This is a genomic window from Actinacidiphila sp. bgisy160 (genome assembly GCF_057707815.1).
The window spans coordinates 202,826-227,732 of record NZ_JBYIQW010000002.1 but is presented as its reverse complement, the minus strand read 5'-3'; the positions used below and the strand labels follow the sequence as shown (position 1 = coordinate 227,732).

Below are 24,907 nucleotides of genomic sequence, written 5' to 3'. Positions count from 1 at the left end.
TGTGCACATACGGTGGAGGCGTGATCGACAGCACAGCCGCGTGGACGGGGTGGCGGGAGGCCACGGAGCGGGCCCTGTACGGCCCGGGAGGGTTCTTCCGGCGGGAGCGCGCGGCCGCCCATTTCCGCACCTCGGTCCATGCCTCGCCGCTGTTCGCGGGGGCCGTCGCCCGCCTCCTCGAGCGCGTCGACGCGGACCTCGGGCACCCCGTCGAGCTGGCCCTGGTGGACGTCGGCGCGGGCGCGGGGGAACTGCTCGCCGGGGTGCTCGATGTGGTTCCCGCCACGTTGACCGCCCGCCTGCGGCCGTACGCGGTGGAGAAGGCCCCGCGACCGGACGGCCTGGACGCCCGGGTGAGCTGGTCCGAAGAGCTGCCGCGGGGCCTGCGGGGCCTGCTCTTCGCCAACGAGTGGCTGGACAACGTGCCGGTCGCGGTGGCGCAGACCGACGCGCAGGGCGTGCCCCGCCACGTCCTCGTCCGTGCCCGCGACGGCGCCGAACGCCTCGGCGACGCGGTGGCCGGGGAGGACGCCGAGTGGCTGCGCCGTTGGTGGCCCATCGAGGGCGCGCAGGCCGGGACCCGGGCGGAGATCGGCCGCTGGCGGGATTCCGCCTGGGCGGCCGCGGTGGCCTGCCTGGAGGCCGGGCTCGCCGTCGCGGTCGACTACGGCCACGTCGCCGGGGCCCGCCCGCCGTACGGGACGCTCACCGCGTTCCGGGAGGGCCGTGAGCTCTCGCCGCCGGTGCCCGACGGCTCCTGCGACATCACGGCGCACGTGGCGATGGACGCCTGCGCGGGCCCGGGGGCGGTCCTGCGCACCCAGCGCGAGGCCCTGGGCGGCCTGGGGGTCACGGGGGCCCGGCCGCCGCTCTCGCGGGCCTCCTCCGACCCCGCCGGGTACGTGCGCGCCCTGGCCCGCGCCGGTGAGGCCGCCGAGCTCACCGACCCGTCCGGGCTGGGCGGCTTCCTCTGGCTGGAGCAGCCCGTGCCGGCGGCCGGAAAGGCCCCGGGGGGCACGGCCCGGGACGCGTGAAGGGATGGGAAACTGGGGCCATGACGGAGACCACGATCGGCATCGGCGGCGCGGCCGAGGGCACCGACATGGTGCTGAACATCGGCCCGCAGCACCCCTCGACGCACGGAGTGCTGCGCCTGCGCCTGAGCCTGGAGGGCGAGCGGATCAGCTCGGCGGAGCCGGTCATCGGGTACATGCACCGCGGCGCCGAGAAGCTCTTCGAGGCCAGGGACTACCGCCAGATCATCATGCTGGCCAACCGGCACGACTGGCTCTCCGCCTTCTCCAACGAACTCGGTGTCGTGCTCGCCGTTGAGCGCATGCTCGGCATGGAGGTACCCGAGCGCGCGGTGTGGACCCGCACGCTGCTCGCCGAGCTGAACCGGGTGCTCAACCACCTGATGTTCCTCGGCTCTTACCCCCTCGAACTGGGCGGGATCACCCCGATCTTCCACGCGTTCCGCGAGCGCGAGGACCTGCAGGCGGTCATGGAGGAGGTCTCCGGCGGCCGCATGCACTACATGTTCAACCGCGTCGGCGGCCTCAAGGAGGACCTCCCGAACGGCTGGCACGGCCGGGTCCGCGCCGCCGTCGCCGCCGTGCGTTCGCGCATGGGGACCTTCGACGACCTCGTCCTGGGCAACGAGATCTTCCGCGGCCGCACCCGCGGCGTCGGCGTCCTCCCCGCCCGGGAGGTGCACGCCTACGGCGTGAGCGGGCCGATCGCCCGCGCCTCGGGCGTCGACTTCGACCTGCGTCGCGACGAGCCCTACCTGGCCTACGGGGAGCTGCGGGACACCCTGCGGGTCCCCACCCGCACCGAGGGCGACTGCCTGGCCCGCTTCGAGGTACTGCTGCAGCAGACCCACAACGCCCTGGACCTCGCCGACGCCTGCCTGGACCGGCTGGCCGAGCTGCCCCCGGGACCTGTCAACCAGCGGCTGCCGAAGGTGCTCAAGGCCCCGGAGGGCCACACGTACGCCTGGACCGAGAACCCGCTCGGGCTCAACGGCTACTACCTGGTGTCCAAGGGCGAGAAGACGCCGTACCGGCTGAAGCTGCGCTCGGCGTCCTACAACAACATCCAGGCGCTGGCCGTACTGCTGCCGGGCACGCTGGTGGCCGACATGGTCGCGATCCTGGGCTCGATGTTCTTCGTGGTCGGCGACATCGACAAGTGAGCCACCCCCGGCAGCATCCACGCCCTGCGGCAGTCCATAGCCGAGCAGATGACCTCCGACGATTTCGGCTTCGGCAGCCGCCGGGCGCAGGCCGAGACCCGGGCCGTCAGCGACCACGTCACGCAGGCCGTCACGCCCGCGCTGAACCGCATCGCCGGCGCCGCCACGAACGGCACCCTCACCACGGCCGAGGCCGACCGGATCGCCGCCGAGGCCGCGGCCGCCCTGCAGAACGGTGAGCAGGCCGTGGCCGGGCGGATCGCCGCAGCGGTCACCGACGCCACCGGGGAGGAGCCCCGCCCGGGCCTGTGGGCGCGGATCTGGGCGTTCATCAAGCGCATCGCCCGCAAGGTCGCCGAGTGGGTGCGGTCCGTGGCCCGCAAGGCCGCCGAGAAGTGGCGCGACCGGGACCGCGAGCGGCTGTCCCGCATCGGCAAGGGCCTCGCACGACGCATCAAGTCCTGGCCGGAGGCCGTGGGGCTGCGCTCCCTGGTCGCCGACGCCGTATCAGGGCGCGGAGGACGGCGCGGACAGCGCCGAAGCCGTCGCCCGCCAGGCCGGGGAGATGCCCGAGCCGGGCCGCTTCGGGCAGATTGCCCGCCGCGTCATCGGCTGGCGCCGTACGAGCACGGCGGACCTCGAGGCCGGCCGTCTGCCGGGAGTCTCCGACGGCACGCGGTGGACGGCCGACCGTGCCGCCGACGGCGTACCGGGCGAGAGCGCGATGCGGCACCTGGACACGCTGCTGGGCGCGGGTGACGCCGTGGACGCCGACGTGCTGACCCGCATGCGGCAGGCCGCGCCCGAGCTGGGAGCGGACCCGCACGCCACCGTGGCGGCCGCCCGCGACACCGAGCGGCGCGCCGTGGAGCGGGTCGCGCAGGTCACCGCGCAGGCCCGATCCGGGAACCGTGGCGCCGAGCTCGACCTTGCCGGGGCCGAGACCGAGGCGCGGCACGCCGCGGCGGACGCCCGCCGCATGGAAGAGGCCTACAACCGGGCGCTGCGGGAGGCCTCGCTGGCCGCCCTCAGTGACATCCGGCCCATGGGCCCGGGCGCCGACACGATGGCCGTGGGCGGCCCCGACGGCGACAGCAAGGAGGCCGTGAAGCGGTCCCTGCAGTTCCTGCCCACGGACTGGCTGAGCGCGGCCGAGGAGCTGACGGTCCACCCCGACGGCCTCACCCGCGGCTACTACAACGTGGACCTGGGCGAAGCCGCCCTTGGAAGTGAGGGCGCCTCGGTGGCGTCCGCGCCGACCCTGGACGCGCAGGCCCTCCACCAGCTCGGCCACCACATGCAGCACTCCATCCCGGACCTGGCGGCCGCCTCGGAGGCCTACCACTGGCTGCGGACGTCCACCGGCCGCATCGGGAACCGCAAGCGCAACACGCAGGTCCGTCTCGCCGACCGGTTCCCCACCCGCGGGCACCGTGCCGACGCGACGGCCCGTGACGGCTACTGGGCGGACCTACTGGCCGGCATGGACGCCCGCGACGGCAAGTCGTGGCAGCTCCTGCCCGTGGGCCTTGAGTCACTGTTCTCCGACTCGTGGTATCTGGACGACGACCTGCGAAAGTTCCTGTTCGGCGCACTCGCCGTACTGGGCCGCAGGCCGTGACGGCGGAAGGGATGTGGCGGCGGTGAGCGTCGTGCAGGTGAAGGGCGCATTCGATGACGGGTCGCTGTACTCGGTGCGACTGACCGGGCAGCGGGCCCGGCCCGTCATCGGGTCGCAGCGGGTCGCAGCAATGTTCACGCGGCTGCCGGACCTGGACGGCACCAACGCCCGCGCGGTGCTGGGGGTGCTGGAGTCCTGGACGAAGGTGATGGAGGTGACGGGGCAGGTGCCCGCTCCAGCGGGCCCGCCCCGCCCCGCCGGGGCCGTGCACTGACCGCAGGAGACGCGGGAGAATCGCCACCCGCATCAGCAGCGGCCCGGAGCAACTCAGGCCGCGCAAGGCACCGGAGGGGCAATGCTGGCAAGGCAATTGACCATGACCGACGACTACGCGGCCATCGTATCCGCCGTAATCGCGGCGGTGTTGGTGCTCGGCTTCGTTGAAACGCATGCCTTCCTCCACATGGGCAGCGAGCACGCGAAGAACGCGTTGGCTGAAGGGCTCGCTGCCAAGGCCGATGCAATGCGCAACATCGACGCGGGCATCGCCCCCTCTGAGGCTCAGCTTGCACGGCTGGCCGCCATGGATACGCGCGCCTCTAGGGCCAGAACAGCCGCATCCGGCCAGTTAATGGCGGCAGGTTGCGTATGGATCGGGCTCGTTCTGGCCTTGGTTGCAGCTCTATGCCTGGTCGTTCTCTGGGCAGCGGTGGATGGGCATGGGCCCGCGCGTTGGCTGGCGATCTACTCCAGCTTCTGTGCCGCGCTTGGCGTCTTCGGAGTTGCCCTCGGTGCGCTGGCACGGGCACTGCAACCGCTCCTCGGGGCGTTCCGGAACTATTTGCGGGCCGAGCGGTTCGAGCTTGACATGGATCCGCAGAAGGCCGCAGAGCTACAGCGCCACCTCGCCGAATACAGGCGCTCCCATCCCGCCCCTGCCCCCGCCGAGCCGGGCACTGCCCCCTGAAGGCAGCAGCCGGTCCCGCCGGGCTCGACGCAAGGCCGCGCCGCGCTCCAGGGTGCGCGCCATGAGACCGACTCTTCGCCGCTCGCCCGACTTCCACGCCGTCATCGGCGTCCTGGTCCTGCTCGTCATCGTCGTCCTGATCGGCGCCGTCGTCGCCGCCTGCGCCCCGTCCAACCCGGGCGGAAGCGCTCCGGTGTCGAGCCGCTGGGACGACGACGACCACCACCACGGCGGTTGGCACCACGGCAAGAGCTCCACCAAGCCGCCTGCCCGGAAGCCCCAGATCAAGACGCCCCGCGCGAAGACCCGCAGCGGCACCGGCCGGGGCCCGTCCCTCACCAAGTCGGCTCGCCGATGAGGGGCGACGCGACGCAAGGCCGCCCGGGGGGTCATGGTCCGGCCCGTGCGTAGATTCCGACTGCAGCTCCAGGTCAAGGGCGCCCCCGGTGGAGGCCCCGCCATACCGCCCATGGACCCCGCCGCCGCCGATCCGGCCGCGGCCGCCGACCCCAACGCCGGCCAGCCACCCATGCCCACCGACGACTCCCGCCCGTGGGCAGGTGACCTGTACGACGAGGGGGACGAGACGCAGCCCGACGACCCGTCGGTCACCGACCATTTCTCCGACCCGAACGGGGAGGAGGCTTGGCTTGAGAAGGCCCCGGACGGCACCCTCACCGGGTGGGTCCGTGACGCCACCGGCCAGGTCTACCGGTACTCCGACGCCGACGCGTGGGCCACTGACGTGGACGACGCCGGGATGACGCCCTCCGGCGGCGGTGCGCCCGCCCCCGACGACATGCCCGACGGCGAGCCCGCCGACGGCGAGGAGGGAGACGGCCTGGAGGAGGGCGACGAGGGCGACCTGCCCGGCCTGGACGAGGAGCCGGACGACGAAGAGGACGAGGACGACCCTTCCTCGTCCCCCAACCCGTTCAAGAAGTGACCCGGAGGCAGGCACGATGAGCGACACCACACCGCCCGCCACGCTCACGGAGGGCTTCCGCTCCGCCAAGGCCGGAGCGGAGGCCGCGCGCACCGGCAAGGCCGTGGAGGCCTGCCCGTACCCGGCCGACGGAGACGTAGTGCAGCGCTTCCACCGGCACTTCTGGATGCTCGGCCACGACAACCCCGGCAGGCACGACACCCGGTGACCCGCAGGCCTTCCCGACAGCCGGCACCCGTCGACCAGGAGCTGCACGACGCGATCTACCGGGCGCTGCGGACCGCCCGCGTCATCGACCCCGACGACGGCACCGTGCCCTTCTACAAGGCAGACGAGTACGTGGTGTGGACGGGCCCGGAAGCGCTCATCGCCACCATCGCCGCGCACGTGAAGCCCTTCACCGCCATCGCCCCGGCGGTATAGCGCAGGACGGTAGGCACACGCGGCGCGCACGGTACGCAGGCCAACGCCCCCGGCCTGGAAGGACCACCGTGCCGCCGCGCCCCCGCCCTCAGCCCCCCGAGCGGGGGACCTCCCGAGCCATAGCCGCCGTGACCGGTGTCGAAGACGACGTCGGCGACGTGATCCTTCCCGGCGCCTTCACCGAGACGCTGCGCAAGCGCCCGGTCAAGCCGGTGTTCTCCCACGAGTGGAAAGACCCGATCGGGGTCTGCCGCGGCGTGGAGGAGTGGATGCCGGGCGACTCCCGGCTGCCGAAGTACACGCCCATGGGCGAGCCGTGGCCCCCGGCGGCCGGCGCCCTGGTCGCCGACGTCGCGTTCAACATGAAGACCACCCGCGGCCGCGACGTGTACGAGCAGGTCAAGCAGTGGCACGAGGAGGGCGGGGGCGCCCAGTGGTCGATCGGCTACACCGTCCCCAAGGGCGGTGCGACCAAGCGCGCCGGGGTGCGGCTGATCCGCAAGCTCGAACTGTTCGAGGTCAGCCCCGTCCTGCACGGCGCGCACCCGCTGACGATGAGTCTGCAGGTGAAGGGCAACCCCGCCGGGGCCAACGGTGAGATGGAGTACAAGGCCACCCCGGGCCAGCCGCACGGCGAACCGAACGTCGGCGAAGGCGTAATGATCGCCCTGTACCCGGACCTGGACACGGCGGAGCGGATCGCGCACCCCGACGGCACCGCCCCGGAGGAGCTGCACGTCACCCTGGCCTACCTCGGGCAGGCTGGCGACCTCGGCGGGCACCCCGACGACCTGCCGGACCTGGTGCGCGACCTGGCGGCCGACACGGAGCCGCTGCAGGGCACCATCGGCGGCATCGGGTTCTTCCCGCCGAACGAGGACGGCACCCCGTGCTGGGTGCCCGTGGACGTGCCCGGCCTGACCGCGCTGCAGGACCGCGTCGCGTCCCGCCTGGCCACGTCGGTGTTCTCCGAGCAGCTCCGCACCGACCACGGGTTCACGCCGCACCTCACCCTCGGCTACGACCTGCCCGCGGACACCCCGGCCGTGCCCCCAACCCCGGTGCATTTCGATCAGTTGTGGGTTGTGGTCGGGCAGGAGCGCACGCCGATCCCGCTGTCCCTCCTTGAGGAGGACGCCCAGCCGCCCGCCGCGCCCACGCCTGCGGCAGCGCCCGCGGCCGCGCCTGTGGAGACCAAGTCGGCCCGCGCCGCCGTGGCGGCCGCCCGCCGCCAGACCAAGACCGCACGCGCCGCCGTAGCGGCCGCCCGCCGGCCCCCGAGCCGCCCCCGCACCCGCTACCAGACCAAGACCGCCCGCGCCGCGGTCGCGGCCGCCCGCCCGCCCCTGGAGACCAAGAACATGACCGGCCACATGCCCGGCTCCTTCGAGGAGCAGCGCCGCGCCCTCACGGACGCCATCCGCACCCTGTTCCACCCCGACAGCAACGACGACTCGGGCCCCCTGGACCACTGGTGCTGTGTTGAGGCGACGTACCCCACCCACGTGATCGCCACCGTCGGCAGCCCCGACTACTCCTCGCCCGCCACCTACTCCGTGCCCTACCGGTTCGAGGGCACCGACCCGGTCCTCGGCGCCCCGCAGCGCGTCGCGGTGACCGTCGTAGCCGTCCCCAACGACGAGGACTACGACGAGGACGACGCCCCGGCGACCCCGCAGGAGACCGCCGACGCCCGGTACATCGAGCCCGCCGCCGCAGGCCTGGACGACGCCACCAGCGCCCTGGAGGCCTCCGAGGCCAGCCCTGCCGCCCTGGCCGCACTGCGGCCCGTCATGCAGCGCCTGATGGCGACCTTGGCCCGCAAGGGCATGCCGATGGACGCGCCGCAGCAGTCCACCGTCCCCCTCGGCGACGGAACCGGCCCCGACGACGAAGACGACCAGGAGGACGACGACGAGATGGGCTGGGATGACTGGGACTACGGCGACGACGGCGACGACGGCATGAACAGCGGCCGGCCCGTGCCGCCCCCGCCGCCCAGCAGCGACATGGGCAGCGACTACGCCGGGGCCGATGACGCCGCCTACGACGCCCTGGACTACGGCGGCCGCAGCGACAGCGACGGCGACGGTGACGGCAGCTACGACAGTGACGGCGACGGCGACACGGTCACGCTCAACCCCGACGACGTCCACAAGCAGCTCGCCGAACTGGACGACTGACCTGCGCGATTGCTCCCCGCGCACCTGGTGCGGGGAGCACGCGACACAAGCACTCCACCCCCTGTCACATGACTCCGACGATCGGGTCGTCCCGGTGCTGGCCGGGCGAGCGACCGCGCCCAAACGCACACCCACCAGCACCCCCGAGGTATTCACCCCATGAGCACCGAAGGCATCAGCCTCAAGACTCTGACGACCGAGCTCGCCGCCAAGCGCGCCGAAGCGCAGCGCATCGCGGACACCTGGCAGGTCGACGAGAAGAACCGCTTCACGATCTCCACCGCCCAGAACGACGCCTACCGCAAGGCCATCCGCGAGGCGCAGGAGATCAAGGGCCTCATCGACTCCCGCCGCCAGGCCGACGAGATCGACGCCTACCTGGACGCCCCCGAGACCCCGTCGGCCGCCGGCCGCTACTACGGCGGCAGCGACAACGGCATGGAGGCCAAGAGCCTCGGCGACCTGTTCGTGGAGTCCCCGGAGTACAAGCGTGCGGCCGCCAACGGCTTCACCGACCGCCCGTACATCCGCACCGAGCTGGAGGGGAAGTCGATCTTCTCCCTGTCCGCCGGTACCCAGACCATCAACGCGTTCGGCTCCGCCCAGGACATCGGCCTGGTGGAGTACCAGCGCCGGAAGACCCACATCCGGGACCTGTTCCCGAAGGCCACCACCAAGGCGAGCATCCTCTACGGCATCCGCGAGACCGGGTGGACCAACAACGCCGCCCAGGTCAAGGAGCGGTACGCCGCGGACGGCGTGTCCCCGGCGACCGGCGGCCCGACCGACGTGTTCGGTAAGGCGCAGGAGTCGGACATCACGTTCGAGCCGATGATGTACCCGGTCGTGGAGATCGCCACGATCCTCCGCGTCCACAAGAACACCCTCGCCGACGAGCCCATGCTCAAGAGCTTCCTGTCGGGCCGTCTCACCGAGGCCCTGAAGTTCCGCGAGGACGTCGACCTCCTGTCCGGCACGGGCGGCTCGCAGGCCCTCACCGGCCTGTTCAACACCCCCGGCGTCCAGACCTACACGGGTTCCAACCAGGACGGGTACTCGGTGCAGGTCCGCCGCGCCATCACCCGCTCCCTGCTCGCCGAGTTCGAGCCGACCGGCCTCGTCGTGGCCCCCGACATGTGGGAGAAGGTCGAGCTGGAGACCGACGACACGGGCGCCTTCCGTGTCGCCATGTCCGTCGCCGTCGGCGCGGAGAAGAAGGTCTGGCGCATCCCCGTCGTGGAGACGACCGCGATGCCGTCCGGCAAGTACCTGCTCGGCGCCTTCGGTATGGGCGCGCAGATCTACGACCGGCAGAACACCACGGTCACCGTGTCCAGCGAGGACCAGGACAACTTCCAGCGCGGAGCCGTCAGCATTCGCGCTGAGTCCAGGGTTGGCTTCACCGTCGACCGTCCCGAGTCCTTCGTGATCGGTTCGTGGACGACCCCCGCCTGATCTGACCGCAGGTAGGGCATGAAGCGGCCCCGGGCACACGCCCGGGGCCGCTCTGCGTGCTGCGGGCGACGCAAGCCGGGCCGGGCAGGCACCGTGACCGCCGACCGTGCCGCACCCCTGGAGGACCACGATGGCCGCCCGTACCCGTAAGCCCGCCGCCGAGGCGGAGGAGCCGCTGCCCGAGCAGGCGCCGGAGGAGACCCCCGCCGCCCCCGAGCCCGAGCCCGAGGTGACCCCGGAGCCGGAGCCGGAGCCCGTGACGCCGCCCGTGTCGGCGGCCGCGCCACTGGAGGCGCCCGCGCCGAAGCCGGAGAAGACCGAACCGGCCGCGCCCGCCCCGAAGCCCGCCACCGACGTGCTGCCCGAGCCGCCCGTGATCGGCCTCATCGTGGACGAGGAGACCGGCGAGCCCCCCGCCGACCTGGCGGCCCTGTTCACCCCGTTCACGACGTTCGGCACCGTGATGGTCTCCCAGGCGCGGCTGATCGAGCACGTCGCCGACGCCTACGGCCGCCGCTCCATGCGGCTGCTCGTCGCCCGGCACGCCCAGGTGTCCGCCGAGACCGCCGCAGCCGTCCTGCAGCGCCTCCAGGACCAGGCTGACGTGCGCGCCGTCATCGAGGACTGACCGGACCAGCAGAAGGGAGGGAGCACCGTGGGCACGTGGGAATGGCGTCCGGTCGTGGACATCACGGCGGCCGGCGGCCGGGCGCTCGCCGTGGAGCTGTACGACACCCCGGACCGAACCGGCACGCCAGTCGCCACCGTCCCGGCGCCCACCGGGCCCGACGCGGCAGGCCGTTGGGTCTTCGACCTGCCGGACCTGCCCGACGGCCGGTACTGGGGGGCGGTGCAGTACCTTCCGCGGACCGGGGCCGCGCAGGCACGGGACCGCAACCCGCGCATCGACCTGCCGACGGACACCGGCCTTGTCACCTCCCCGGAGGAAGTCGCGGTCCGGCTCGACATCAAGCTGCCGCTGAGCGCGGAGCAGCGCGACCGGTTCGCGCAGGCCATCGAGGACGCGCAGGGCGACGTGCGGAACTACCTCGGGCGTGACCTGGCCGTCGGCTACGCCACGTACCCGGGCGTCTCGCCGAACTGGGCGGCAGCGCGCCGCATAGACGACTGGCGGACGTGGCGGCACCTGGTCGTGGGCGACGACTTCGACGTCGTCGCCGTCGTGGACCGCGGGCACGGCCTGTACGACGTGACGGTGCGCACCGGGCTGGAGCCCGAAGCGGAGACGGCGGTCCGCCGGTACGTCACCGCGCACGCCGGGGAGGCCCTGCGCTCGCGCGGCAGTGACGGCACACGGCGCACCACATCGGTGTCCGCCGAGGGCCAGTCCGTGTCGTACGAGGCGACGCCCACGACCGGCCAGCCCGGGTCGCTTCCCTCGCTGGAGGATCTCGCGCCGTACCGGGCCATGCCCGTCGGCAGCCCGCCGCGCATCCACCGCATGCCCTGGCCCTACTCCTGACCGGCACCGGGCGACGGTAGCCCCGCCCAGAAGCCACCATCCGCCCGAACCAGCCACCCACGCGCAGGGAGAGCACCCCCATGGGCATCTTCAAGGCATCCGACGGCAGTCGGGTCACCAAGGCGGCTTTCCCCGCCGTCGCCGACAACTCCGACCCGCTGATGGTCGTCTCCGAGGATCTGACGTCCACCCGCCGCTGGGACGGCGACGCGCTGCCGCAGGGCACCATGCAGATGATCTCTCTGCGCGCCGGCACCAAGCTGCGCCAGTCGAAGATCAACGAACTGTTCCCCCCGGCGACCATCACCTCCGTCTCCCCGGCTACCGGCGGCGTCGCCGGCGGCACGGTCGTCACCCTCAAGGGCACCTTCCTAGACGGCGTCACGGCCGTCACGTTCGGCGGCACGGCGGGCACGGCCCTGACCGTCGTCTCCGACACGGAGGTACGCGTCACGACCCCGGCGAAGGCGGCGTCCACCGTCGACATCGTCGTCACCGACGACGGCGGCACGGTCACCAAGACCAGCGCGTTCGTCTTCGCCTGACAGGTCGGGTCGAGCCGTGGCCGTTCTCCTGCCGAACCGTTCCCTGTCCGTCCAGCGGGCAGGGACACACCCGTGGGACCGGGACGCCTACGGGCAGCCCGTCCCCCCGGACCCGGCGACCGTGACGGCCCCGGCCGGCCCCGCCCTGCCAGGCGCAGCGACCGAACAGCCCGACGGGTCATGGACGCTGCGCCTGGACCCCTCGCAGTGGCCTGTGCGGCCCGGCGACCGCATCACCGACGGCACCCTCACGTGGGTGCTGTCCGGGGCGTGGCTGCGCGCCGTGCCCGTCGACAGCGGCGCCGACTACATCCAGGCCAACGGCGTACTCGACCCGCCAAAGGCGGTGTGATGGCGAAGTTCAAGGCCGTGCCGGGACTCGAAGAAATGGTGGCCCAGATGGTCGCCCCCGACGTCGAGCGGATCGCCCGGCAGGTGGAGACCGAAGCGAAGCGGTTCGCCCCGCCCACCAAGAAGTGGATCACCGTCGGCGACGAGCGGGTGCGGCCCACGCACGCCGAGGCGCACGGCCAGGAAGTCCCCGACAACCTGCGGTTCGTCGTGACGTCCATGGACTGGGACCGGCAACACCGCGGCGTCGGCGAGAAGACGTACTTCCGGTGGCCGAAGGATGAGACGAGCCGGGCCGTCGCCAACCTGTTGAACTGCCGGTGCGCCCGCCAGGTCGACAAGGACGGCATCGCCCGCCTGATCCACACGGCCCCGCCCGTCATCACCGGGAAGAAGGTCACGGCCACCGTGGTCTGCCAAGGCAACTGGGTGGTGCAGTCCGAGTACGGCACCGTCTACGAAGGTCAGCTTGTCGCCACAGGCGCGCACTTCATGGCGCGGGCCGCCGCGGCGGTCGCATCCCGCCGCTGAGCAGGCGACACAAGGCCAGGCCGGGCCTCAACCTCCCGCCCATGACTGACTCCACCAGCACCAGCAAGGCCACCAAGGCCACCGCCGCGGCCGCCGCGTCGACCGTCGCAGTGCCCGCCATTGCGACCGGCGCCCCCACCGAGCAGATCCCCGCCGTCGGCCCCGCGCTCGCCCTCGGCGAGGCCCCCACCGTCGTCACCCTCTCCCACCACATCAGGATCGACGGCCGCGACTTCCTGCCCGGGGCCAAGGCCGCCGTGTCCGCCGCCTACGCCCGCCAGCTCCGCGCCAACGGCTACGCCGCCCGGACCTGACGATGAGCAACGCGGCACGGCTGGCCGGTGCGGACCCCCTCCCGCAGGTGCTGGCCTACCTGCAGCAGCACCCGGACGTGACCGAGGCCCTGGGCGGCCCCGGTCACGTCTCCGGGCTGCTTGAGGAGCCGTGGCCGCACATCACCGTCACCCCCGGCCCGGGCGGAGACCTGCGCACCCTGCGCTGGGACACCGTCATGGACATCTCGATCGAGGCGTACGGACACCCGTCGGGGTGGCCGGGGCCAGCGGAGCTCCGCCGCCTGGCGCTCCTCGCCGTCGCCGCGTGCATCGACCTGCCCGACGCGGACCGCCCGCCGGGCGCACCCGTCATCACCGCCGTGTCCCCGTCCGGGTCGCTGGCGTGGACGCCACTGGAGACCGGCCAGCCCCGCTGGTCGACGGGAGTGCTCGTCACCTCCCACCCGGCCCCCGCCTGAGCACGCGACGCAAGCACCCCCCAGCGGTGAAGCTCCCCAGCGCGATCCGCCCCCACCACGTCCGGGAGAGCCCATGCCAGGCGCCGTCACCAACCCCCAGCAGCTCGTTGTCGCAGCGCGCACGTTCGTCTACCTCGCGCCCGTCGCCACCGCGTTCCCCGCCGACGTGGACACCGCGCCCGCCGCGGAATGGATCAGCGTCGGCCTCACCGAGGAAGACGGCCTCAAGTTCTCCACCGAGCCCGACTTCCAGGAGATCACCTCCGCCCAGTCCGACTTCCCCGTGCGCCGTGTGCAGACCAAGGACGCCGCGTCGATCGAGGTCACCCTGCAGGAGTGGTCCGGCGCGAACTTCCAGGCTGTGTTCGGTGGCGGCACCATCACCAAGACCGGCACTGCCCCTTCGGAGGTCTACAAGTTCACGCCGCCGCAGATCGGTGAGCGCATCGAACGCGCTTGCATGCTGGAGACCTACGACGGCGACAAGATCTACCGCTTCGCCTTCCCCCGCGTGTTCCAGATCGAGGGCGTGGAGCTGGAGTTCAAGAAGACCAACGCCTCCACCCTGCCGCTCAAGCTCGGCATCCTCGGCGGCGACGGCACGGCTCCTTGGTACGCGATCACCAACGACCCCGCGTTCGACGTCGCGCCCTGATCAAGCCGGTTATACGCACCCCTTCCCACAGAGCCTTGGAGCCCTGCCGTGTCTGCCCCCCTCATCGACCTTGACGCCCCGCGCCGCGAGTCCGCGCACCCGGACGGCATCCCGGTGCGCTTCGGCGGCCGGAGTTTCACGCTCCCCGCGGAGCTGCCGCTGGACACCCTCACCGGCCTGATCCTGGATCCGGACCTGGACCTGCCCGGCATCCTGTCGCGCCTCAACCGGTCCACCACGGCCACCTTCGGCAATGACGTGGTCGACACGCTGCTCGACCGCGCCGACCTGCCGCACAGCGTCCTCAAGGCCTTCACGCGCGCCCTGGAGTCGCTGTTCGGCGTGGAGGCGTACGCCGAGTTCACGCGGCTGCGCCCGTCGGTCCCCGACTACATCCGGCTCATCAAGGCCCTGTGGTCCCTGTACGGCGTGAGCCTGGGGGAAGCCGCACGGTCGCTCACCTCGTCCACGAGCGGTGGAGCGACCTCGAAGCGGACTTCGCGCACTACTACCCCGGGATCGACCTTCGCGGCGTCTTCCGGCGTCCCGGACAGCCCGGCTTCTTCGGAGTCCGACGGCTGATCGTCCTCGTCGCGGGCCTGCCAGAGCACGCGCAGGTACGCCGCCCAGACCGGGCCCGCGCCCCATGGGGGCAGGTCGAAGAACTGCTTGCCCAGCTTGTCGAAGAGGTGTCCATCTTGGCGTCCGACCACCGCCGCAAGAAGCCCCGGGAGATCCCGCGCCCCTACCGCGCGGCCGACCGGGCGCCTCGGCAGGCTGCGCACCTGCAGATGATGGCGGCCGCGGCGGCCGCCGGCCGGGTCCGCCATGGCTGAGGGCCAGGTCGCCGGACGCCTTGAAGTTCCGGTCGTCGCGGACCTGTCGAAGTTCGCATCCGAGCTGCGGACGAAGGTCGAAGAAGCCGCGAACGGGGTCGTTGCCAAGATCAGCGCAGCGTTCGATGCGGTGCAGGCACGGGCGGACCTGACGGAGGCCATCGACACCGCGGCGGAGAACGTCAAGGCCCGCGTGGACGTGGCGTTCAACGTCGCGCAGGTCCGGGCGGCGCTGGAAGAGGCCGTCAAGGAGGCGTCGACCGGCACCAAGGCGAAGGTCGCCGCCGAGGTCGACAAGGGCCAGGTCCGCACCGCGCTGCGGGACGCCGTCAACGGCGCCATCGACAGCAGCGAACCCGCCGAGGTCCGGGCCCGCCTGGACCGCAACAAGGTCCGCTCGGAGCTGCAGCGCGCCCTGGAGCAGGCGGAGGAAGACGGCGCGACGACCGTCAACGTGCGGTTCGACAGCGACGGGCCGCTGCAGGAGCTCGCCATCTCCGAGCTCCGCTCGGCCCTGGAGCACATGCAGGCCGAAGCGAACCGGCACCCGGTCACGCCCCGCATCAGGCAGCCGAAGGTCGGGTTCCTGGGCACGCTCCTCAAGTTCGGCGGCCTGGCGTCGCTGGTGCAGCCGGCCGTCGGCACGATCGGCGCGGCCCTCACCGGTCTGACCGCCGAGATATCCGCGCTGGCGCCCGCCGTCGGCGTCCTCGGCGCCATCCCCGGCCTGATCGGCGGCGCCGGACTGGCGTTCCTGTCCCTCAAGACCGCTTTCAGCGGGGTGGGTGCGGCCGCGCAGGCCTACGCCCAGCAGCAGCAGGCCCTCAGCAGCGGGACCAAGCTCACCAAGTCGGAGCAGGCGAAGCTGCAGCAGGCCATCAACGGCGTGGACGGCAGTGTCATCAAGGCCATCGCCGGGGTGAGGGGCCTCGGCAGCGCGTGGAAGTCGATCAAGCTCGATGCGCAGCGGGCCGTCTTCAAGCAGCTCGCGGACGAGATCAAGCCCACCGGGGAGCGCGTCCTGCCGATCCTGGGCAACGCGATCCACGACGTCTCCAGCGCGTTCGGGAACGGCTCGAAGAGGGCCGCGCAGTTCTTCCGTACCCCCCTGTTCCGTGCCGACTTCACCCGCGTCATCGGCTCCTCGTCGTCCGCGCTGCAGCGCATGGGGCAGGCCCTCGGGCCTCTCGGGCACGCCGTGCTGGACTTCCTCGCCGCGTCCGCCCCGTTCACGCAGCGGGTCGCCGGGTGGATCGCCCAGTCCGGGAAGTGGCTGCAGACGTCCATCGCGGTGGGCCGGGAGACCGGCACCCTCGCCCGGTTCCTGGACCGCGCCGGGGACAAGGCCTCGCAGTTCTCCCTCGCCACGCGGGACCTGTGGCGAGGCCTCAAGGCGATGGGCCGCGCGGCCACCGACTCCGGCGACTCGATCCTCAACGGGCTGACGCACTCCCTGCAGGAGTTCAGCGTCTGGTCCAACTCCGTCGCGGGCCAGCAGAGGATGAAGGAGTTCTTCGACGGCGCACGCCCCGCGTTCGCTGAGGTCGTCGGCATCCTCGGCGACATCGGGCGCGGCCTCGGGCGCATGTCCGAGGACAACGGCCTGGTCCGCATGCTCCGCGACCTGCGCTACGACCTGCTTCCCAGTGTGGGGCACTTCCTGGACCAGCTGGGGCGCAGCGTGGGCCCGTCGGTCATCCACGCGTTCGCGGCCCTGGCGGATGTGCTCGCGGAGCTGGAGTCGGCCGGCGGCGGCCTCGGCGCCATCATCCACGCCATCGACGTACTCGCGTCGTCTACCGCGTTGCTCCTCCGGTCCGTGCCGGGCCTGGGCCTGTTCGTCGGCGGTCTGCTGTCCCTGCTGACCGTCCTCAAGGCCGTGCGCCTGGTCGGCAACGTCTTCGACCGGCTCATCGGCATCGGCACCACGGCGCAGCGGGCCGAACAGGGCGTGTCCCGGCTGAGCGCCACCGTCGACCGGTTCACCCGCCAGTCCGGCACGATCGCCGGAGTCCAGCGCGCCTACGCCCGGGGCTTCGCCAGCGCCGCAGAAGGCGCGAACCGGTTCACCCGGACCGTGTCCGGTGTCGGCAGCGTCGTGCAGGCCGCAGGGCGCCGCATGGGCGGCCTCCGGGGCGCGGTGAGCGGCCTCACCGGTGCCCTCGGCGGCCCGTGGGGCATCGCCATCACCGGGGCCGTGATCGGCCTCGGCCTGCTGATGGACAGGCAGCGCAAGAACGCCGAAGCGGCCCGGGCGCACCGGGCGGAGATCGAGGACCTGGCGCAGGCCCTGCGCGACTCCAACGGCGAGATTGACGAGAACGTGCGCGGCCTGGTCGCCAAGGCTTTCCAGGAGAAGGAGGTTGGCGACACCGGCAAGACCGTCGCCGAGGTCGCCGAGGCGCAGGGCATCAGCCTGCGGCAGCTCACCGACTCCGCCCTCGGTCTGGCCCCGTCCCTCGGGACAGTGGCCGACCAGATGCGCGACACCGCCCAGGGCATGACCAGGATGCAGGTCACGGCCGAGGGCGTGCTGCCGATCATGACGCAGGAGGGCCACACCGCCCTCGAAGCGGCGGACGCCATCGACGGCATGTCCGGGAACCTGAACAAGGCGCAGAAGTCGAACGCCGACTGGGCGTCGGCAGCCAAGCAGGTCGGAGCCGACGGCACCACCATCTACAGCCGCCTCACCAAGGCCGTGCAGGTGCTCGCCGACACCACGCTCGACGCGGACTCCCGCACCGACGCACTGCGCGCCACCATCGACCTGCTGTCCGGCAAGCAGCGCTCGTACGCCGACGCGCAGCTTGAGGTGAACCGGGCCATCACCGAGGTCACCAAGGCGACGAAGGCCAACACCAAAGCCAACAAGGAGAACGAGAAGGCGGGCAGGAAGACCAAGCCGCCCAAGGGGCTGCTCGACAAGAGCGGCAACCTGTCGTCGGTCACCGAGACGGGGCAGACCGCGTACGACCTTCTGCAGCGCCTGGAGCAGCAAGCCGACTCGGCCGCCATCGCTGCCGCCGACCGGGCGAAGTCGCAGGGCGGCGACCCGGCGGCGCAGGCCAAGGCAGCCGGCCAGGAGATGGTGCGCGCCCGCGAGGCAGCGATCGACTACGCGGAAAGCCTCGGGCTGACCGCCACGCAGGCCGGGAAGATCGCCGACCAGTTCGGGCTGATCCCCGACACGGTGAAGACGGCGTTCGAGTTCCGCGCCGAGTCCGAGGCCTCGCAGCAGATGCTCGCGGTGCAGAAGCAGCTCGACAACATCAAGGGCAACAAGGTCACGACGGTCTCCGTCCTGGCCCCGCAGGCTCGGGCCGCGCTGGAGGCCATCGGCTACTCCGTGAAGACCCTGCCCAACGGGCAGATCGAGGTCCGGGCGCCGATCGGCAAGCCCCGCGCGGACCTGGCGAACATCATGGCGCTGGTCGATGAGGCCGACGCCAAGGGCGTCAACATCAACGTCAAGGCCGAGATCGACAAGGCGGCCACCGACCTGGCGCGGGTCCGCACCGCCGTGGACGGCATGCCCAAGGGCTCCAGCGTCGTCGTGAAGGCCCCGACCGCGCTCGCCGAGAAGGAACTCAAGGATCTCGGCTACAAGGTCACGCACCTGGAAAAGGGCAAGGTCGAGATCACCGTGCCCAAGGCCCAGACGATCAGGGAACTGGACGCCATCCAGGACCGGGTGTACTCGCTGCGCGGCCAGGCCATCGACATCCCGGTGCGCTACCGCAGCTCGGGCCTGCCGCAGGGCGTGCTCAAGGCGCAGGCGAACGGCGGCGTCATGGACTTCTACGCCGACGGCGGTGTGCGGGAGTCCCACGTCGCACAGATCGCCCCGGCGGGCGCCATGCGGGTGTGGGCGGAGCGTGAAACGGGGGGCGAGGCTTACGTACCCCTCGCGGCCAACAAGCGCTCCAGGTCAAAGGCCGTCGTGGAGAACGTGGTCGACCGCTTCGGCGGCGCCGTCGAGTGGTTCTCCGACGGCGGGTTCAGCGGCGCCGACGCCCTGTTCCGGTCCTCCCGCAAGGCCGGGCAGGCCGGGGTGGCCGGCCGCGGCCCCCTCGCCCTGGTGGGCGGCGACCTGACCATCACAACGCAGGCGGAGAACGTCAGCGACGGCATCGGCGACGCCCTGTTCGAGCTGCGCCGCCTGCGCATGGGAGGCATCTGATGCGGCCAGGACAGTGGCGCCTGACGTACAGCGCCAGGGGGCACATGCCCGGCGCCGACCTCACCTTCGGCACCGAGGACACCGGCATGCTGCTCACGCAGGAGCCGGACATCACCTTCGGCGACGCCAACAACGGTGAGCAGCCGCTTCCCGGCGAGGACGGCATCCGCTTCGGCCGCGACTACGTGGGGCCGATGAGCGTCACCTTCGAGGCCGCCGTGTCCACGTGGGGGCCGAACAGCCTCAACACGGTCACGGAGGCCGCGGAGTGGATAAAGGTGAACGCCCTGCACCTGCCGACGGGCACCCTCATGGGACGGTCGAACCAGAACGCCCTGAGCAAGCTCCGCTCGATCTGGCGGGCCGACGCGGTGCGCGCGGGTGCCGGAACCGTCGCCTCGCTGTACCACGAGACGGAGGCGCGGACCCGGGTGGCGTACGGCAGGCCCCGGCGGTTCGCCCCGGCGCACTCCAAGCTGTTCCGGCAGGGCTACACCCCGGTCGTCGCCGACTTCCAGTGCGCCGATGACCGCTGGTACGACTCGGCACCGAAGGTCGCCACCATCCAGAAGTCCTGGCGACCGTTCCCCACCGGGCCGAAGCCGATCCCGCCCCCGGCCATCGGCCTGGCCCGCGGCTCGGTGACCATGCTCGGAGACATGTCCACGTGGCCTGTCATCACCATCAACGGGCCCGCGGTGAACCCGGTGGTGTGGATCGGCGACCAGGTCAAGTTCAAGCTGCTGACGTTCGTCAAGCCGGGTGACTGGGTGCGGGTGGATCCGCGGCCGTGGGTCCGCACCGTCCGCAACGCCGCCGGCACCTCAATGGGGCACCTGCTGGACCGGTCTTCAACGCGCCTCGCTGAAATGTTCGTTCCGCCGGGAACCTACTCCTTTGGTGCGGATTTCGACTTCGGGACGGGCGCGTGGGGCCCGGTCACCTGTTCGTGGCAGGACGCCTATGGCTGGTTCTGACCGATGACCGGGCGTCAGTCTCGGGGGTGGTTTGGGGCGTCCGGGGGATTGCCGACACGCAATCCCGTAACCCCTTGGTGTGTGCCCAGGGGGGTCAGATAGGGCTAGGATCGGCCGCAGTCAGCCAAAGGTGTGCCCGACACACCGAGGAGCTGTCGCCAGCCAAAGAAAACGGCCCCTTGCCAGCCGCAGCGATGTAGGAGTCGCTGTGCGCGGCGGTTCGGGGCCGGAGACCTAAGCAGGAGGTCTATGCGATGCAGCGTACCCGCATGCGCCCCCCCGGACGCAACATGACCCACCGAGAAAGTGCCGCGCCTCATGCGCGCCGCTCGGTGGGTCTCTCCATGCCTCCCCTTCCGGACACATCCGGTGGGGGCTTCCCGTCGTTGGGCTCAGTACGGAACACGTCCGCTGACCCCATAGGGGGATGGTGATGATCTAAGTCTCCCGGGGCGGATTCTCCCGGGCCGGCTTCCACCCCGGCCCTTCATCCTCGCCCCGCCGTCCTGGCCTCCGGTGGCTTCCACCCCACCTGAGTCCGATTGACGGCCTCACGTCAGCGCTACCGGGCTTCCACCCCCGGCGGCGTGGCCCTCACGGGCCGAATTTCACTGCTCTCCCAGCAGAGGCCCCAAAAAGGGGCCAAACCCCAAAAAGGGGCCCACGCCCCCGAAGGGGCTTTTCCATGCCCTCCGAACGGAAGGAGGCACCGGCAATAATGCCGCATGCCCTCGCGCAGTGCCACCCACCCTGGGTCGCGCGTCGCGCGGAACATCACCAAAACGGCCTCGCGTCACCGCCGCCGCCTCCGGCCGCGGCCGCCGTCGAGCTCGTCGCCGATCAGGCATCGCAGCAGCTCAACGCCACCGCGTCCAGGGCCATTCACGACCCCCGCGAGTTCCTGCACGCCGCGGCATGGGCCGTCGGCACAGGCCTCCATCCGAAGGCCGGCGCGTCCACCATTCGAGTGGCCGAGGACATCGCCGCCCGTGTCGGGTGGCGCGGCCAGGTCGTCTACGACTGGGACGGCACCGCGGCCCGCGTCGGGCTGAGCCGCCGCAGAGTCGCCGACCATGTCCGCTACCTCCGGGAGCTCGGGCTGCTGGTGTGGCACACCCACGGCAGCCGCGCCAACGCGCGCAAGCGGCGCGGCCGGGACGGGTACGCCGCTACCGCCACCATCTACGCCCTGGCCGTGCCCCGCATCTGGGATGAGGCGATGGGGCGACGCATCGCCGGAGAGGGCTACTACGCCCGCATCACCGGCTACACCGCCGAGGGCCGGGCGCGGGCTGTGGACGACGCCCGGGTCGTCTCCCGCCGACGCAAGCCGCGTTGCACCCCTTCCCTCCGGTCCCAGCCACAGGAGTCCTGTACTGCTGAGGTAGGTGGGAAAGAGACAGACCCGGCACAGCCGGAACCCAAGATCGAAGCACCTGTGGAAAACCCCCGCCGCAGGCCTGCGAAGCGCCCCGCCAACAACCGGCCCGGGCGCCACCCCCACCAGGTCCGGGCAGGTCTGCAGGTGGCCGCCAAGGTCCGGCCCCTGGTCACGTGGGCGCAGCGCATCCCCCTGCGCCGCCTGGAAGTTGCCCTGCGGCCACTGCTCGATCGCGGGTGGGATCCGGAGCTCATCGCCATCGAGCTGGCCATGTGGGCGCGCGGCTGGGGACTGGACCGCACCGGGCACCCGTGGCGGCCCGACGATCCGGCCGGGTACCTCCACGCCCGCATCCGCCGCATGTTCGCCCCCGCCGGCCCCGAGCTGCTGCCAGCCGACGACGAGACGTGCCGCTGCCAGGCCTGCCGGGAGAACGCCCCTGCCAGCGCCATCCCGAACCAGGCCGCGCGGGCCGCCATCACCGCCAACCTCGCCGAGTACCCCGTTCCGGAGCCGCCGCAGCCCCGCAACGAGTGGGAGGACCGCGCCGCAGCGAAGGAGGCCTTCACCGCCCTCGCGGCCCGGCTCGCCGAGGAGGCCCGCACCGCCACAACGACGTTCGCCCAGTGGTGTGTTTCGGACGCCGAGCCGTCCGGCGCCTGGCGCAAGCCGTGGCTGACCCCGGACGGCGCCCGGTGACGCCGCGACGCAAGCCGACCCACCCGCGCACCCTGCTCCGCGTCCCCAACAGACGCCACAGCGAGGAGAGTGCCCGTGAGCTGGGACGGTGTGCCCTGGTACGTCGACGGGTCAACGACGCCCAACGAGATCGTGCGTGCCCTGGCGTGGGCCGGGGCAGGTGGCGACGAGGGAATCGTGGAGGCCACCGACCTGCGGGTGAGCGCTCTCCCGGCCCCCAGCGATGCCGTCAGCGTCGCGCCGGGCCTGGCCGTCATCCATCTGCCACTGGGCGGGCAGGGGTCGGAGGCCTACATCGCCCGCATGGCATCTGGGGAACAGGTCGACATCGAGCCCACGGACTCCTCCGGCCCGCGCTCCGACCTGATCATCGCCCGCATCGAGGACCCGAACACCGACAGCCAGTGGCCGATCCCGGAAGACCCCACGACCGGCCCGTACGTCTTCACCCGCGTGATCACCGGAGTCCCGACCGGCACCACCAGCATCCACGACGTACGCCCGGACGACTCCGCGATCACCCTCGCCCGCGTCGACCTGCCCGCGAACACCTCCTCGGTCACCGCGGCCATGGTCACCGACCTGCGGCAGCTCACCCAGCCTCGCGTGCGGCGCACCGTCAGCACCCTGACCGGGCAGTGGGCCACACCTGACGACGTCGGCCCGATCACCGACGAGTGGGAGGAATTCCCCCTCAACGCCACCATCAACCTGCGCGTCCCCACGTGGGCGACCCGCGCCGTACTGGAAGGCACCTGGGCCGGGCTGCTCAAGCCGGACACCACCGAGGCCCGCGGGCAGCTCCGGGTCCGCCTGGGGGATCAGACGGTCGTCGCCAACTACTGCACGAGCTCCGCCGGCCGCACCACGCTCATCGCCGGGGGCGAGGTGACCGTGGCCCCCGAGCTGCGCGGCACCGTCCAGCCCGTCGCCCTCGAAGGGATCGGCACGGCCGGGTATGACAAGCCGCTGACCGCCGACATCGGCACCACGGTGCAGCTCGCCGTCACCTGGGTCCAGGCCCCGAGCGCCGACTGATGACCGCCGCAGGCTGGCGGTTCATCGCCCAACGTGCCACGACCGGCCAGTTCCTGGACTGGGACGTGCCGCTCGTCCTGGACCAGGCCCCGAAGCGGGAGCTCAACGGGCCCGGGCAGCTCATCGGCCGCATCAATCCGGAGTACGTGCGCCTCCAGGCCAAGCCCGACGGCCTGCGCATCCTGGAGGAGTGGTCGACGGCCTTGTACGCCGAGTTCCACGGCCGCATCCGGTGGGGCGGCATCGTCACGCACATGTCCTGGGAGGGGCAGTCGTACAAGATCGAGTGCGCGGGCTTCAACGCCTACCCCAACGGCATGGCGTACACCGGCCCGGAGATCCACTCCGGCCTCAAGACCGTCGTCAAGTCCAAGTACAACGACAAGAACCATGACGGCTACATCGACGGGTCCAAGCCGAAGAAGAAGATGCCCAAGGAGAAGTTCAACATCTCCAAGCGCATCGACGCCTACGACATGGTCCGCACCGTGTGGAGCCACCTGCAGAGCAAGAAGTTCGGCAACCTGGGCCTGGTCGTGGACAAGCACGACAGCGGCTACCTGCTGGGCGCCTCCAACGGTGACGACCCGTACGAGGTTGTGTGGTGGGAGGCTCCCGACTGCGGGGACCTCATCCGGCAGGTGATGAGCCTGGCGCACGCCGACTTCGCCGAGTACCACCAGTGGGACGGCGACAAGCAAAAGATCAGCCACCGCCTGCTGCTCGGCAAGCGGCGCCTCGGCCGCACCCGCAACGACCTTCGGTTCTGCCAGGGAGAGAACATCATCGCCCTGGCCAACCCCGAGGGGCAGGGCGAGGACTACGCCAACGAGCTGCTCGTCCTCGGCAAGGGCACCGGCCGGAAGATGGCCAAGGTGACCGTGCACCGCGGCGGCGACAACCGGCTGCGCCGCGCCCGGGTCATCACGTCGAAGGGGACGAGCAACGCCGCGCTCCTGCGGAAGTCCGCCGACACCTGGCTGGCCAAGCACACCCAGCTGCTCACCGTGCCGCAGATCGCCGTACGCGACCACCCCAACGCGCTCCTGGGGTCGTGGGCCATGGGGGACCGCATCCTCGTCCAGGTCGACGTGCCGTGGGTGGGGGAGCTCGCAGTGTGGCATCGGGTCATGGCGGAGGAGATCGACCCCGTGGCCGGCACCGCCATCCTGACCCTGTCCCGTGCCGATGCCGTCAACTCCTGAGCGGGCGGCCGCAGCGGCCTACGCCAAGGCGCTCCGCACGCCACCGCCCGCAGAGGCAGGCGAGTACATGCGCAGGCGCCTGGCCGCCCGTGCCGCTCAGGCCTCCGGCTCGGCGAGCGGCCCGAGAGCGGTGTAGCAGGACCGGCACACGGGCACCGGCCCCTCGGTCTTGAAGGAATCGCTCGCCACCCGGATCAGCAGACCCGGGTCCGCGGCCTCCATGCACACGCCGCCCTCCGGGGCCGCGTGGTACATCCGGCACGCGCAGCGGCAGCCGCCCGGGCGGTGCTGCTCCCACGCGAAGAAGAAGCGCAGCCGGATCGTCAGGACGGGATGCTGCGCCTCGGTGCTCATGGGGGCAGTCTGCCGCCTCCGGGAGGGGTGTCGACACCCCTCCAAAATTGCCTGTGATTCTGGGACTTATCACAGGTAAGGCGGCCCTAACTGCCCCGGTGAGGGCGCGACCTTAGCCCCTGC

28 protein-coding genes are annotated in these 24,907 nt (G+C 71.8%); 27 read left to right on the top strand and 1 reads right to left on the bottom strand.

Annotation, left to right across the window (positions count from 1 at the left end; all coding sequences use genetic code 11):
* Positions 1–20: 20 nt before the first annotated feature.
* The 27 genes from AC3EUJ_RS03800 to AC3EUJ_RS03670 all read left to right on the top strand — a co-directional run bounded on the left by AC3EUJ_RS03800 (position 21) and on the right by AC3EUJ_RS03670 (position 24,430).
* On the top strand, positions 21–1,034 hold the full coding sequence (locus tag AC3EUJ_RS03800; RefSeq protein ID WP_431959460.1) for an SAM-dependent methyltransferase: 1,014 nt from the start codon (positions 21–23) through the stop codon (positions 1,032–1,034).
* A 20-nt stretch (positions 1,035–1,054) separates the two neighbouring features.
* Complete coding sequence (locus AC3EUJ_RS03795) at positions 1,055–2,197, top strand: NADH-quinone oxidoreductase subunit D (protein WP_431959459.1); 1,143 nt, start codon at positions 1,055–1,057, stop codon at positions 2,195–2,197.
* Between the two features lie 48 nt (positions 2,198–2,245).
* Positions 2,246–2,956: a hypothetical protein gene (locus tag AC3EUJ_RS03790; RefSeq protein ID WP_431959458.1), complete on the top strand. Its 711-nt coding sequence runs from the start codon at positions 2,246–2,248 to the stop codon at positions 2,954–2,956.
* The gene (locus AC3EUJ_RS03785; protein WP_431959457.1) at positions 2,922–3,818 is read left to right on the top strand and encodes a hypothetical protein; all 897 of its coding nucleotides are present in this window, start codon (positions 2,922–2,924) and stop codon (positions 3,816–3,818) included. The genes AC3EUJ_RS03790 and AC3EUJ_RS03785 overlap by 35 nt, the downstream gene beginning before the upstream one ends.
* Positions 3,819–3,840: 22 nt before the next feature.
* Complete coding sequence (locus tag AC3EUJ_RS03780) at positions 3,841–4,092, top strand: hypothetical protein (RefSeq protein ID WP_431959456.1); 252 nt, start codon at positions 3,841–3,843, stop codon at positions 4,090–4,092.
* 102 nt (positions 4,093–4,194) lie between these two features.
* Complete coding sequence (locus AC3EUJ_RS03775; RefSeq protein ID WP_431959455.1) at positions 4,195–4,785, top strand: hypothetical protein; 591 nt, start codon at positions 4,195–4,197, stop codon at positions 4,783–4,785.
* 61 nt (positions 4,786–4,846) lie between these two features.
* Positions 4,847–5,143, top strand: a complete 297-nt coding sequence (locus AC3EUJ_RS03770; RefSeq protein WP_431959454.1) for a hypothetical protein — start codon at positions 4,847–4,849, stop codon at positions 5,141–5,143.
* A gap of 45 nt (positions 5,144–5,188) precedes the next feature.
* A complete protein-coding gene (locus AC3EUJ_RS03765; RefSeq protein ID WP_431959453.1) occupies positions 5,189–5,731 on the top strand; it encodes a hypothetical protein in 543 nt (180 codons plus the stop codon).
* A 16-nt stretch (positions 5,732–5,747) separates the two neighbouring features.
* A complete protein-coding gene (locus AC3EUJ_RS03760) occupies positions 5,748–5,939 on the top strand; it encodes an Rmf/CrpP family protein (protein WP_431959452.1) in 192 nt (63 codons plus the stop codon).
* Positions 5,936–6,154, top strand: coding sequence for a hypothetical protein (locus tag AC3EUJ_RS03755; protein ID WP_431959451.1), 219 nt, complete (start codon positions 5,936–5,938; stop codon positions 6,152–6,154). The genes AC3EUJ_RS03760 and AC3EUJ_RS03755 overlap by 4 nt, the downstream gene beginning before the upstream one ends.
* 128 nt (positions 6,155–6,282) lie before the next feature.
* Positions 6,283–8,337, top strand: coding sequence for a 2'-5' RNA ligase family protein (locus tag AC3EUJ_RS03750; RefSeq protein WP_431959450.1), 2,055 nt, complete (start codon positions 6,283–6,285; stop codon positions 8,335–8,337).
* Between the two features lie 159 nt (positions 8,338–8,496).
* Positions 8,497–9,792, top strand: coding sequence for a phage major capsid protein (locus AC3EUJ_RS03745; protein WP_431959449.1), 1,296 nt, complete (start codon positions 8,497–8,499; stop codon positions 9,790–9,792).
* Positions 9,793–9,922: 130 nt separating this feature from the next.
* Entirely contained in the window at positions 9,923–10,420 is a 498-nt protein-coding gene (locus AC3EUJ_RS03740) for a hypothetical protein (protein WP_431959448.1), read from the top strand.
* A 27-nt stretch (positions 10,421–10,447) separates the two neighbouring features.
* The gene (locus AC3EUJ_RS03735; RefSeq protein WP_431959447.1) at positions 10,448–11,275 is read left to right on the top strand and encodes a hypothetical protein; all 828 of its coding nucleotides are present in this window, start codon (positions 10,448–10,450) and stop codon (positions 11,273–11,275) included.
* 80 nt (positions 11,276–11,355) lie between these two features.
* Complete coding sequence (locus AC3EUJ_RS03730) at positions 11,356–11,820, top strand: IPT/TIG domain-containing protein (protein WP_431959446.1); 465 nt, start codon at positions 11,356–11,358, stop codon at positions 11,818–11,820.
* A 16-nt stretch (positions 11,821–11,836) separates the two neighbouring features.
* Positions 11,837–12,172: a hypothetical protein gene (locus AC3EUJ_RS03725; RefSeq protein ID WP_431959444.1), complete on the top strand. Its 336-nt coding sequence runs from the start codon at positions 11,837–11,839 to the stop codon at positions 12,170–12,172.
* Positions 12,172–12,702, top strand: coding sequence for a hypothetical protein (locus AC3EUJ_RS03720; RefSeq protein WP_431959443.1), 531 nt, complete (start codon positions 12,172–12,174; stop codon positions 12,700–12,702). Before AC3EUJ_RS03725 ends, AC3EUJ_RS03720 begins: the two co-directional genes overlap by 1 nt.
* 41 nt (positions 12,703–12,743) lie before the next feature.
* On the top strand, positions 12,744–13,016 hold the full coding sequence (locus tag AC3EUJ_RS03715; RefSeq protein ID WP_431959442.1) for a hypothetical protein: 273 nt from the start codon (positions 12,744–12,746) through the stop codon (positions 13,014–13,016).
* 2 nt (positions 13,017–13,018) lie between these two features.
* On the top strand, positions 13,019–13,456 hold the full coding sequence (locus tag AC3EUJ_RS03710) for a gp17 family tail completion protein (protein ID WP_431959441.1): 438 nt from the start codon (positions 13,019–13,021) through the stop codon (positions 13,454–13,456).
* Between the two features lie 73 nt (positions 13,457–13,529).
* Positions 13,530–14,111, top strand: coding sequence for a phage tail tube protein (locus tag AC3EUJ_RS03705; RefSeq protein WP_431959440.1), 582 nt, complete (start codon positions 13,530–13,532; stop codon positions 14,109–14,111).
* Positions 14,112–14,159: 48 nt separating this feature from the next.
* Complete coding sequence (locus AC3EUJ_RS03700; RefSeq protein ID WP_431959439.1) at positions 14,160–14,693, top strand: hypothetical protein; 534 nt, start codon at positions 14,160–14,162, stop codon at positions 14,691–14,693.
* Between the two features lie 116 nt (positions 14,694–14,809).
* The gene (locus AC3EUJ_RS03695) at positions 14,810–14,947 is read left to right on the top strand and encodes a hypothetical protein (RefSeq protein ID WP_431959437.1); all 138 of its coding nucleotides are present in this window, start codon (positions 14,810–14,812) and stop codon (positions 14,945–14,947) included.
* Positions 14,940–19,130, top strand: a complete 4,191-nt coding sequence (locus AC3EUJ_RS03690; RefSeq protein WP_431959436.1) for a hypothetical protein — start codon at positions 14,940–14,942, stop codon at positions 19,128–19,130. The genes AC3EUJ_RS03695 and AC3EUJ_RS03690 overlap by 8 nt, the downstream gene beginning before the upstream one ends.
* The gene (locus AC3EUJ_RS03685; protein WP_431959435.1) at positions 19,130–20,107 is read left to right on the top strand and encodes a hypothetical protein; all 978 of its coding nucleotides are present in this window, start codon (positions 19,130–19,132) and stop codon (positions 20,105–20,107) included. Before AC3EUJ_RS03690 ends, AC3EUJ_RS03685 begins: the two co-directional genes overlap by 1 nt.
* A 718-nt stretch (positions 20,108–20,825) precedes the next feature.
* Positions 20,826–22,187 carry a hypothetical protein gene (locus AC3EUJ_RS03680; RefSeq protein ID WP_431959434.1) on the top strand — a complete coding sequence of 454 codons (1,362 nt, stop codon included), beginning with the start codon at positions 20,826–20,828 and terminating at the stop codon, positions 22,185–22,187.
* Positions 22,188–22,262: 75 nt separating this feature from the next.
* Positions 22,263–23,225 carry a hypothetical protein gene (locus AC3EUJ_RS03675; protein ID WP_431959433.1) on the top strand — a complete coding sequence of 321 codons (963 nt, stop codon included), beginning with the start codon at positions 22,263–22,265 and terminating at the stop codon, positions 23,223–23,225.
* Entirely contained in the window at positions 23,225–24,430 is a 1,206-nt protein-coding gene (locus AC3EUJ_RS03670; RefSeq protein WP_431959432.1) for a hypothetical protein, read from the top strand. The genes AC3EUJ_RS03675 and AC3EUJ_RS03670 overlap by 1 nt, the downstream gene beginning before the upstream one ends.
* Positions 24,431–24,526: 96 nt before the next feature.
* On the opposite strand, the gene AC3EUJ_RS03665 is transcribed toward AC3EUJ_RS03670, so the two are convergent.
* Positions 24,527–24,784, bottom strand: coding sequence for a DUF6372 family protein (locus tag AC3EUJ_RS03665; protein ID WP_431959431.1), 258 nt, complete (start codon positions 24,782–24,784; stop codon positions 24,527–24,529).
* Positions 24,785–24,907: the final 123 nt, after the last annotated feature.